Below are 12,179 nucleotides of genomic sequence, written 5' to 3' on the forward strand. Positions count from 1 at the left end.
ATAAAACAAATAGGATTATTAATTGAAATCTAAAAAAGAGGAGATCAGAGAACTGATCTTGCTTTTTTTTATCATAAATAATTTTATTATTTTCTCTATTTTGACAAAAATAGTCGTCTATTGATGAAGGAATTTAACGATTTCCGTTGAATGTTTAACAATAAACGTTAAAAGATCAGTGATTGCAATGATTTTCTCACAAGAAAAGAAGCATGTTAAAAGAACACGAGAATATCGTTCAATCCATAATAATAATAAAAGGGCGTGGATCAATGTTAACGATTGAAAATGAGCCGCAGTTATTTCCTAATGATGTTGATCTGTATCTCTTTCACGAAGGCACTTTGCATGAGGGATATAAAGTATTCGGTGCTCATTATAAACAAATTAGCGGTCACGACGGTTTTCGGTTCACGGTGTGGGCACCGAACGCACGCGCGGTCTCCATTGTCGGCGATTTTAATGATTGGGAAGTGGGCAGACACAAAATGAACCCGGTGAAACAATCGGGAGTTTGGACAACCTTTATTGAAGGCATTGGGGTTGAGGAACGTTATAAATACGCAATTGAAACTCCTTCCGGATCAATTGTTTTGAAGGCAGATCCATATGCTTTCTATGCTGAGACCAGGCCAAATACAGCTTCTTTAACTTGCCGTCTTGATCGGTTCGAATGGCATGATGCTAAATGGATGAGACAGAGGGACAAGGTTGATGATTACCATCGTCCAATGGAGATTTATGAATGCCATCTTGGTTCGTGGAAGAAAAAGGTTAATAATCGACTGATGACGTACAAAGAACTTGCTGATGAGCTTGTTAACTATGTTCTTGAAAACGGTTTTACACATGTTGAACTGATGCCGATTATGGAACACCCTTACGACCGTTCTTGGGGATACCAGATTACCGGCTATTTTGCGCCGACAAGCCGCTTCGGCAGACCAAAAGATTTCATGTATTTTGTCGATGCTTGTCATCGCCGGGGCATAGGTGTAATCCTTGATTGGACGCCAGCACATTTTTGCCGCGATACTCATGGGCTCGGTAAATTTGATGGTACTCCACTTTATGAGCCATGTGATCCTAAATTAGCTGATCGCCCGCAATGGGGGACATATAACTTTGATTTCAGTAAAAATGAGGTAGTCAGCTTTCTGATATCCAATGCACGCTTTTGGATGGATGTCTACCATGTCGAAGGCTTTCGGATTGATGCTGTATCGTCAATGATTTATTTAAACCATAATAACGATCTTCCTTTTGAATTGAAGAACAAATATGGTGGTTATGAAAATTTGGAAGCCATTGATTTTATTAAAAAACTAAATGAAGCTGTATACATTAAATTTCCTTCTGCATTAATGATTGCTGAAGAAGCAACTGATTACCCGATGGTTACCGGGCCGACTGATGAAGGAGGGCTTGGTTTTAATTTCAAATGGAATATGGGCTGGGTCCATGATATTTTGAAGTATATGACCTTTGATCCCTACGAGCGGCGGCATCATCACAACTTGATTACTTTTTCAATGCTTTATGCCTATTCGGAAAATTTTATTCTTTCTTTCTCACATGATGAACTCGTTTACGGAAAGCGGTCTTTATTGAACAAAATGCCAGGCGATGAATGGCAGCGATTTGCTAACTTACGCGTCTTATATGGCTATTTTATGACCCACCCGGGGAAAAAACTGCTATTCATGGGCAGTGAATTCGCTCAGTTTGATGAATGGAAGGACTTGGAGCAACTGGACTGGAATTTGCTTGATTTTCCGATGCATCGCGCTTTCCATCATTACGCTGTTGCGTTGAATCATTTCTATCAAACAATGTCCTGCCTGTGGCGGCTAGATCACGAGCAGGAAGGATTTGAATGGATTGATGCCGACAACGCCGATCAGAGTATGATCAGCTTTTTTAGAAAAGGAAAAAGAAAAGGTGATTATTGCATTGTCATATGTAATTTTACACCAAATGTTTATCAACATTTTAAGCTTGGTGTGCCGGCAAGCGGCAAGTATCTGGAGTTGTTTAATAGTGATTCAGAAATTTTCGGTGGATCCGGACAATGTAATCGCAAACCCATTGAATCGATAGACGAGCCGTTTCATAATCAGCCGTACCATGTTGAACTGACGATTCCTCCGTTAGGAATGAGTATTCTTATGAAGGAGACAAAAAAAAGAAAAACAATGATGACCTATGACCAAGCTTGAGAAAATGTAGGCTGTGTGCCAGTGAAAAAGGAGAGAGAAAGATGAATGTACTGTTTGCCGCATCTGAATGTGTTCCATTCATTAAGACAGGGGGATTGGGGGATGTAGTCGGTGCACTGCCGAAAGCGTTAAAGAGAGAGGATGTCCATGTCAGTGTTGTTCTTCCTAAATATCAAGATCTAAATCCTGTTTATCTGAAACAAATGACTTACATGAAATATATCTTTATTCCGGTTGGATGGAGAAATCAGTATTGCGGAATTTTCCACCTCGAACAATCAGGAATCCATTATTACTTTTTGGATAATGAGTATTATTTTGGACGTACCGGCTGCTATGGATACGATGATGATGGAGAGCGTTTTGCTTTCTTCTCTCGTGCTGTATTGGAAATACTTCCGCATCTATTCGATAAACCGGATGTGATTCACTGTCATGATTGGCAAACAGGTCCAATAAGTGTTTTATTAGATGCTCATTTTAGAACTCAAATGTTCTATAAGGATATTCGCACTGTGTTTACTATTCATAACCTGCGTTATCAAGGCGTATTTTCAAAATCGGTATTAAGTGATCTACTCGATCTTGACTTTTCATATTTTCATAAAGACGGACTCGAATTTTACGATAATGTAAGCTACATGAAAGCAGGATTGGCCTATTCAGATTTTCTGACCACCGTAAGCCGTACGTATGCACGTGAAATTCAGATGCCCTATTATGGGGAAAAACTCGATGGATTTCTTCGCTGGAGGAGCGGTAAGCTCCGGGGGATCGTGAATGGTATTGATCATGAGAGCTATGATCCTAAAACTGATAAACAGTTATTTGCTAATTACGATCAGGCTGAGGGAAAGCGAGTGAACAAAACAGAACTTCAAAAGCGGCTCAACCTCAATGTTGATTCAGAGATACCTATGATTGCGATGATCACGAGGCTGACTGGACAAAAGGGGATTGATCTTGTACTTCGTGTATTTCACGAAATCATGCAACTTGACGTTCAATTTGTTTTGCTTGGTACCGGAGAACGAGAAGATGAAGACGCATTTCGATGGTTAGCCGAACAATATCCAGATACAGTTTCTTCAAATATTTTTTTTGACGATGGATTGGCGCGTAAAATTTATGCAGGGTCTGATCTATTTCTGATGCCCTCAAACTTTGAACCATGTGGCATTGGGCAGATGCTTGCTATGCGTTACGGCAGTCTCCCCATTGTAAGAGAAACGGGAGGTCTGAAAGATACAGTTCTTCCTTATAATGAATTCACTGGTGAGGGAAACGGCTTTAGTTTTACGAATTACAATGCACACGACATGTTATATACAGTGGAACGTGCTGTTCGGCTTTTCAAAGATCAGCAACTGAAATTTCATCAATTGGCAAATCGAGCAATGCATTTAGATTTCGGGTGGTCGCAATCAGCAAAGGAATATATTCTGTTGTATCAAAAGCTCACAAAATAAACATTGTTTTTAGATTCTGTAAAAATTCAGAACTTTATCAACAAATTAGATCTCAACTTCTTAAATCTGTTATATAATAGTTGTAGAAATACAATGCTACTGACTTCAGACATAATTTGCATTTTGCTGGTTTTTATTGAAAAAGCCCCAAAATTCTTTCGGTCGCGTTTCGTTGCAAAAAAACAAGTGTAAACGTTTACTTGATTGTGTCGGTCAAAGATTACTTTTTATTTCAAAATAACTTTCTGCATATGTTTTTAAGTTACCCTTCATATGATGTATTAATGGAACTTTAGTGAGCAAAGGAGGTGTGCGGAAGAGGGTGGTCTCGCCATTCTTTTTCCAGAATGATGAAAAATGAAATGATTGCAATGATTTTGGCGGGTGGTCAAGGTTCCCGCTTAGGAAAACTTACACGAACCATTGCAAAACCAGCGGTGCCTTTTGGTGGTAAATATCGAATTATTGATTTTTCTTTAAGCAATTGTTCCAATTCAGGTATCCGAACGATTGGTGTTGTGACCCAGTATCAGCCACTCGAACTAAACAGTCACATAGGCAACGGTTCGCATTGGGGCCTGGATCATAAGGACGGCGGTGTGACCATTTTGCAGCCTCATTCCAGCCTCGATGGTGAAAAATGGTTCGAGGGGACTGCTCACGCGATTTATCAAAACATTAGTTATATCGACAGCCATAATCCGACTTACTTATTGATCCTATCTGGAGATCATATATACAAAATGGATTATGAGCATATGCTTCATTTTCATAAACGGAAGAAAGCATCAGCAACCGTAGCTGTTATTCATGTACCTCTTACTGATGCATCGCGATTTGGAATCATGAATACTGATAATACAGATCGAATTATAGATTTTGAAGAAAAACCGACTAAGCCGAAAAGCAATTTGGCATCAATGGGTATTTATATTTTTACTTGGGAAGTCCTACGGCGCTACTTGGTAGAAAGTCATGCAACGGGTCAAAATATGGACGATTTTGGAAAAAATGTGATTCCTTCCTTTCTGGCCAATGGAGAGAACGTATTTGCTTATTCATTCAATGGATATTGGAAGGACGTTGGTACCATTGAAAGCCTTTGGGAAGCGAACATGGCATTCATTAATCCTGATCACGAGTTAAACATTCGCGATAAAAGCTGGCGTATCTATTCAAAGAATCCGGTTGCCCCTCCGCATTATCTTGCATCCGGAGCAAAAGTTAAAGAATCACTGATCGTTGACGGCTGTTACATCAGCGGCGAAATTAATCACTCCATTATTTCACAAAACGTGAAAATAGGAGCTAATAGTGTCATTAAAGACTCTATTGTCATGGCAAATACAGTGATTGGAAAAAACGTGACCATTGATCATGCGATCGTCGGTGAGCATGCTGTATTTGCAAATAATGCTCAGATAGTCGGGGACCAGTCAATTGAAGTGGTTGGTTACAATGAAATTGTAGGGGGGCTGAATGATGAGGCGGAATAAAATGTGCGGGATCCTCAATTTGACAGAATCGAGGCTGGCGACGTATCCATTGACGCGTCATCGTCCAATTGCCAGCCTGCCTTTCTGCAGCAGATATAGGTTGATTGATTTACCCTTGACAAATTTAACCACAGCCGGTGTTGAGACCATCGGTGTTTTTACCCATGATAATTTGCGCTCAATTTACGATCATGTACGCAGTGGTAAGGAATGGGGATTAGATAGTTTACATGGTGGGTTGTTTTTCTTTTCTGATCCAGGTGTGGATGGTGGCCGTAATGGAGTCAGTCATGAAGGAGATATCTTCAATTATTTTAATAATATAGCCTTCTTCGACAAATCTGAATCTGAATATACAGTTATTATGGGAACGCGAATGCTTTGCAATATTGATGTCAAAGCAGTATTGCGCCATCATATTGAACAAGGTGCGGAAATAACGGTGGTCTATAAGTCAACTGAAGTTCACAATAATGAGGACAAAAATGAATCATGTCTGACAATTGACGAGGATGGTCATGTGCGCGGTCTCAGATCATGTAGTATGAGCGAAAATATGGGCCAATTATTTATTAATATGGATAGCTATATTTTAAAAACAGAATTATTAACAAAGCTGATCCGCAATGCAGTTGCTGAAAGTGAACATTGTAATTTAAACGATGTTCTTCATCAAGCGATCGTTAATCTGCCATCCAACGGCTTTGAATACACCGGATATTTAAAAAATATAGATTCTGTTGAAGCTTATTATCAAGCAAATATGGATATGCTTGAGGATCGGAATATGACAGCACTGCTGAAGGGCAGTCAAAGTATTCATACAAAAGTGAAGAATGAGGCACCAACCTACTATTCCCGATCCTCTGACGTGGAAGATTCATTGATTGCTAATGGTTGCATGATTCATGGTGAAGTTTCGCATTCAGTGATTTTTCGCAATGTGACTATTGAGAAGAATACCGTTGTGAACAGCTCGATTATAATGCAAGGCAGTTCAATCGGCAGCGGGGCGGAACTGCACTATGTAATCTTAGATAAACAAGTTCGAATTGAGCCGAACACGAAATTGGTTGGAACAAAGAATAAACCCATTGTCATTGAAAAGAATTCAGTAATCAGTAGAATCGCCGAGGGGCTAACTACAGATATGGCACCGTTGAAAAATCAAGAGAACACGATCAATACACCGAATATTGATACGCTTTTTTCACGCAAATAATAGGTTTCTTATGCACTTTCCTTCTTAAAAAATTGGCAGATTCAAATGCTTTATTAAAAAAATTTTACAGCGGCTTTTAAAGTCTGTTGTTTCCGGTAATGATAGGTTAATAGCAGAAAAAAGCGGCGTCCGTCAGTCATCCAAGATAGTTGCATTCTGAAACAGCCGGACAGAATAAGCAGTTGTATGTAATAGAAATGATTGTTTGCAATCAGTGCTGCTTGTTCAGGCAAATTCACGGCTGTTTTTGATTGCTTTTTTTCTAATGTAGAAGGTCTTACTAAAGATGAACTAAGGATGGTCAAGATATGGATCTATCAAAACGAAAATTTAAAGAAGATTTTAAAAGAATGCTGACTGAAGTTTATTCAATGGACATCACGGAATCTGAAGCAACAGAACAATTTTTTACATTAGGAAACGTGCTGCGTTCGTATTTATCAAAGAATTGGAGCCGTACAAATCAGCAATACATTGAAAAGCAAAAGAAACAAGCCTATTACTTTTCGATGGAATTTCTCCTCGGACGTATGCTGAAAAGTAATCTACTCAATTTAGGCATTCTGGATACAGTTCGGAACGGTTTGCAAGATCTTGGGATTGATCTCGAGCATCTTATAACTGTTGAGCCTGATCCCGGACTTGGTAATGGAGGGCTTGGCCGCTTAGCCGCTTGTTTCATCGATTCGATGGCAACAAGCGAAATTCCCGCACATGGAAATGGCATTCGCTTTAAATATGGTTTATTTGAACAGAAATTTGTTAATGGTTATCAGGTTGAACTCCCGGAAAATTGGCTTCAAAACGGAAATGTTTGGGAAACACGAAAAATGCATGCTGCGGTAACCGTGCGTTTTTACGGGAAAGTATGGCTCGAACAAAATGCAGAAGGCGTTCTTGAACCGCATTATTCAGATACTCAAGAAGTCTTGGCTGTTCCTTATGACAGTGCGGTGATCGGATACAATAATAGTACTGTTAATACCTTGCGCCTTTGGTCGGCAGAGGTTCCTCCCAAGGATGATATCACCGATTATTGGTCGTATATTCATCAACGGGATCAAATCGAAAGCATCTCGGAAGTGCTTTACCCTGATGATTCGAACTATGAAGGACGTTTGCTTCGACTAAAACAAGAGTATTTTTTTGTTTCTGCAGGCATACAAAGTATCCTTCGTCATTATAAGAAAATGCATCTGCACATGAATCACCTTGCAGAAAAAGTAGCGATTCATATAAATGATACACATCCTGCGCTCTGCGTTCCTGAGTTGATGCGTCTTTTGCTTGATGAAGAGCACATGGACTGGGATCACGCCTGGAATGTGACGATCAATGTGATGAGCTACACAAATCATACAATTATGTCCGAAGCATTGGAAAAATGGCCGATCGATATGATGCGTTCACTTTTGCCTCGCATCGATCAAATTATTCAAGAAATTGATCGGCGATTCACCATGAAAATGAGTACATTATTTGAACCTGCTATTGTTGAAAGGACACGTATTATCGAAGGCGGAAATGTTAAGATGGCACATCTGGCGATCATTGGAAGTCACAGCATCAATGGTGTGGCACAGCTTCACACAACAATTCTTAAAGAGAAAGTGCTTCACGATTTCTTTTTGATCTATCCGTCCAAGTTTAACAACAAGACCAACGGGATCACGCAACGGCGCTGGTTAATGCTTGCGAATGAACCGCTTAGAGATCTGATTCGGCGAAAAATCGGCAATGAATGGGAAACAACACCTACTGAATTGAATATGTTAAAAGCATTTCGTGATGATAAGGGTACCTTACTTGAATTGGCACAAATCAAGCGATTGAATAAAGAACGCTTTGCTGAGTATGTCGATAAAGCAATGCATCTGAAAATAAATACGGATGCTATTTTTGACGTCCAGATTAAGAGATTACATGCATATAAAAGGCAATTGCTTAATTTACTGCATATTCTGAGCCTATATTTTAAAATCAAGGACGATCCGCAGGCTGACATTCAGCCGCGTGTTTTTATTTTTGGTGCAAAAGCAGCACCAAGTTATACGTACGCAAAACAAATCATCAAGCTTATTAATTCGGTTGCCGATCTTATTAATCAGGATCCCGAGATTGAGAACAAAATAAAAATTGTTTTTGTTGAGAATTATGGGGTCTCACTCGCTGAGAAAATTATACCTGCGGCAGATGTAAGTGAGCAGATCTCTCTAGCATCAAAGGAGGCTTCGGGAACAAGCAATATGAAGCTCATGTTGAACGGAGCCATCACACTGGCTACGCTTGACGGTGCCAATGTTGAAATCAGGGACCGCGTTGGTGATCAGAATATCGTGATTTTCGGATTGCACGAGGAGGAAGTCTATCAGTATTATCAAGACGGCTCCTATCATTCGCGAAATTACTATGAACACAATCCAGTCCTTCACCGTATACTTGATGCACTCATTGACGGCACAATACCGGGGGCAGAGGCAGAAGGACACTCAATCTTTGATTCGTTGGTTCAATATGGGGATGAATATTTCGTTTTAAGAGATTTTGACTCCTATGTTGCTGCGCAAGAACGAATTGATCGACTTTATCGTGACACGCTCAAATGGCAGAGAATGGCACTCATTAATATTGCCGGTGCCGGTATTTTCTCATCAGACTATACGGTACAGCAATATGCCAGCCAGATTTGGGATGTGTCGTCAAAGGTTCATCCAATCTAAGTCATGTAAGGAACGAGGAAGAAGGAGTTGCTTATGGGCATTCCAAATGTATATTTTAACTCATGGTCAGAGTCATTCAGAAGACCGTTCGGAGCGGTTAGAATCGGCAGTGCGATCTATTTCTCAATTCGCGCAATCGGCAGTAATATCACCAAAGTTGATTTAATGATTCAAAAAGACGGTGAGCAGACTCAAGTGCAGCATATGGCCAGATCTTCTGAAAATGATTCAATGTACTATTTAAAATTTACAACTGAAGGAAAAGCTGGACTCTATTTCTACCATTTTCAAATTTCTTATTTGGAGGATCAGCGTGAAATAACTGTGTTTTTTGGAAAAGAAGTTGATAATTATGGAGGAGAAGGTCGCGTCGTTACAGATCCTGCTCAAATTGAGCAGTACCAAATTACCTGTTTTGATCATCGTGACCCTGCACCAGACTGGTATGTTCACGGTGTCATCTATCATATTTTTGTCGATCGATTCTTTAATGGTGATCGGTACCAGCGCGTCTTGCATCCGAAAAAAAATACATTTATTTATGCAACAACAGAGGATTTGCCTTATTATATTCGCGATAAAAACGGTGACATTGTTCGGTGGGATTTTTACGGTGGAAATTTGATTGGAATTATAGATAAATTAAATGACTTGAAAAAATTAGGTGTAACAATTCTCTATCTCAGTCCGATTTTTGAGGCGAGCAGCAATCATAAATATGATACCGCAAACTATCTTCAGATCGATTCAATGTTCGGTGATCGAAAAACCTTTGATAAATTAATTGCTAAAGCACGGCGTATGGGTATTCGTATCATTCTCGACGGCGTATTTAATCATGTCGGTGCCGACAGCAACTATTTTAATCGCTTTGGTCACTATGGTAACAGTGGTGCTTATCAGGACCTGTCATCCAAGTATCATGATTGGTTCACTTTCCATGGGGATCACGATCACTATGAGTGTTGGTGGAATATAGCAGATCTGCCGACGGTGAACAAAGAGAAAAAATCCTATCAAGATTTTATTTTTGGTTCCGATAATAGTGTCGTTGACACATGGACTGCTGCCGGCATCGGGGGATGGCGGCTTGATGTGGCTGATGAGTTGAGCGACGAATTTATTGCAGGTATTCGCAAAGCAGTCGATCGACATGATGAAAAAGATAACGGCAAAGTATTAATTGGCGAGGTTTGGGAAGACGCATCAAATAAAATTTCTTATGGAAAGAGGCGGCATTATCTTAATGGCGGCATGCTTCATGGTGTCATGAACTATCCCTTCCGCACGTTGATTATTGACTTAATCAATAGAAAAATAAATGCACGACAAGCAGCCAGGATGAGTTTTACGATCAAATCTAATTATCCTCCGGATGCTTTACTCGCAAATATGAATAATATAGGTACTCACGATACAGAGCGTATTTTTACCCAGTTAAGTGAAAATGAAAGAAAAATGAGACTTGCAATTTGGCTGCTAATGGTGCTGCCTGGTGTTCCTTGCATTTACTATGGTGACGAGGCCGGTGTTATTGGAGGCACAGATCCGGATAATCGTCGCTTTTATCCTTGGGGCAGAGAAAATCAGAACATTTTAGCCATGTTTCGAGAAGCAATTAAGGTACGTCGTACGGATGTAAATCTTCAAATCGGAGATTTCTACTCTTTCTCAGTTGGATTGATCTTTGGTTGCTTGCGCATCCAATCAAAAGACAAATATACACTTCTCCTGGTAAATCCTACTTTAGAATCTATTGTTTTGAACCTCGATCAGTTGATTGACGAGACGAGAGGTGAGCTGATTCATCATTGTCTAAAAATGATCCTTCAAACAGAGAAAAAGGTAAATGCTCAATCGTTCTTGATTTATCAAAGGAATCAAAATTAATTTGAGTTCAATCTATTTATTCCGTTCAATTAAATATAGGACTGTACTGAATATTGACCATTCGCCATTTTTTTCTTTAAAATAGTTCATTTTAGAAAATATTTCTGACGATTTATGTTATTATATACGTACACAAATAAAGGCAGAAATTGAGTAGAACTAATATAAAACCTGGAACAGCCGACAAAAAGTCGACTGAAATTTCTGCTAATATCAGAAACACAAGGAGGAGTTTACATTGTCAGAAGTGTATGCGTATTATCAAGGTAAAATTGTTAAAGAGGACGATGTAAAGATCAGCGTCCGCAGTAAAGCATTTAATTATGGCTTAGGCGTCTTTGAAGGCATTCGCGCTTATTGGGATGACGATGCACAGCAGCTTTACGGGTTCAAACTTAAAGAACACTATGAAAGGCTCAAGGAATCTGCTAAGACGGTTAATTTGGATTTTGATCTGTCCGTTGATGATCTTATCAAAGGGACGGTTGAACTTCTGAAAGCGAATAACTGTCGGACCACTACATATCTTCGCCCGATTGTTTATAATGACGCGCTTGATATTGGACCAACGCTGGATGTAAAAGATGTAAAGGTTGTTATTTATACGCAACCGCTAAATAAATACGCCGGCAAGTCGGAACTGAGTGTCGGGGTCACTTCTTGGAAGAGAATCTCAAACAATCAGCTTCCGCCGCGTACGAAAGCAACTGCAGCCTATATGAACTCAGCACTGGCCGCACTGGAAACAAAACGTGCCGGTTTTGACGAAGCTATTTTTCTCACTGACGGCGATCATGTTTGTGAAGGCTCCGGCGAAAATATCTTTATGTTCCGTAAAGGTAAGCTGATTACTCCGCCGACTTCCGATAATATTCTCGAGGGCATCACTCGTGAACTCGTTATGAAACTCGCAAAAGAAGATTTGGGACTTGAAGTAGTAGAACGCAGCATCTCAAGATCTGAACTCTATGTTGCGGATGAAGTATTCTTCAGCGGGACTGCGATGGAAGTCACTCCTATTGTTGAAGTCGACCACCGTACAATCGGAACCGGACATGAAGGCGAAGTCTGTAAACAAATCAAGCAACTGTTTTTTGGTTTAACTGTTGGCAAGAATCCGAAATATGCCGAATCCTGCACACCAGTTTACGATAAATAATCAA

General features: G+C 39.8%; 8 protein-coding genes. 7 read left to right on the top strand and 1 reads right to left on the bottom strand.

Annotation, left to right across the window (positions count from 1 at the left end; all coding sequences use genetic code 11):
* Nucleotides 1–272 precede the first annotated feature (272 nt).
* The 4 genes from glgB to glgD all read left to right on the top strand — a co-directional run bounded on the left by glgB (nt 273) and on the right by glgD (nt 6,406).
* Nucleotides 273–2,219: a 1,4-alpha-glucan branching protein GlgB gene (gene glgB, locus AC1MBV_RS00640; protein ID WP_480947324.1), complete on the top strand. Its 1,947-nt coding sequence runs from the start codon at nt 273–275 to the stop codon at nt 2,217–2,219.
* Between the two features lie 41 nt (nt 2,220–2,260).
* Nucleotides 2,261–3,688, top strand: a complete 1,428-nt coding sequence (glgA, locus tag AC1MBV_RS00645) for a glycogen synthase GlgA (protein WP_480947325.1) — start codon at nt 2,261–2,263, stop codon at nt 3,686–3,688.
* 347 nt (nt 3,689–4,035) lie between these two features.
* Nucleotides 4,036–5,184, top strand: a complete 1,149-nt coding sequence (locus AC1MBV_RS00650) for a glucose-1-phosphate adenylyltransferase (protein WP_480947326.1) — start codon at nt 4,036–4,038, stop codon at nt 5,182–5,184.
* Complete coding sequence (gene glgD / locus AC1MBV_RS00655; RefSeq protein ID WP_480947327.1) at nt 5,171–6,406, top strand: glucose-1-phosphate adenylyltransferase subunit GlgD; 1,236 nt, start codon at nt 5,171–5,173, stop codon at nt 6,404–6,406. Before AC1MBV_RS00650 ends, glgD begins: the two co-directional genes overlap by 14 nt.
* A gap of 53 nt (nt 6,407–6,459) precedes the next feature.
* On the opposite strand, the gene AC1MBV_RS00660 is transcribed toward glgD, so the two are convergent.
* Nucleotides 6,460–6,645 carry a hypothetical protein gene (locus AC1MBV_RS00660; protein ID WP_480947328.1) on the bottom strand — a complete coding sequence of 62 codons (186 nt, stop codon included), beginning with the start codon at nt 6,643–6,645 and terminating at the stop codon, nt 6,460–6,462.
* Nucleotides 6,646–6,714: 69 nt separating this feature from the next.
* Between AC1MBV_RS00660 and AC1MBV_RS00665 the strand changes: the two genes are divergently transcribed.
* The 3 genes from AC1MBV_RS00665 (at nt 6,715) to AC1MBV_RS00675 (ending at nt 12,175) form a co-directional block, all read left to right on the top strand.
* A complete protein-coding gene (locus tag AC1MBV_RS00665) occupies nt 6,715–9,126 on the top strand; it encodes a glycogen/starch/alpha-glucan phosphorylase (protein WP_480947329.1) in 2,412 nt (803 codons plus the stop codon).
* 33 nt (nt 9,127–9,159) lie between these two features.
* A complete protein-coding gene (locus tag AC1MBV_RS00670) occupies nt 9,160–11,016 on the top strand; it encodes a glycoside hydrolase family 13 protein (protein WP_480947330.1) in 1,857 nt (618 codons plus the stop codon).
* Between the two features lie 247 nt (nt 11,017–11,263).
* The gene (locus AC1MBV_RS00675; RefSeq protein ID WP_480948241.1) at nt 11,264–12,175 is read left to right on the top strand and encodes a branched-chain amino acid transaminase; all 912 of its coding nucleotides are present in this window, start codon (nt 11,264–11,266) and stop codon (nt 12,173–12,175) included.
* The last annotated feature ends 4 nt before the right edge of the window (nt 12,176–12,179 follow it).

The sequence above is a fragment of the Sporolactobacillus sp. PKPK-6 genome (genome assembly GCF_056678885.1).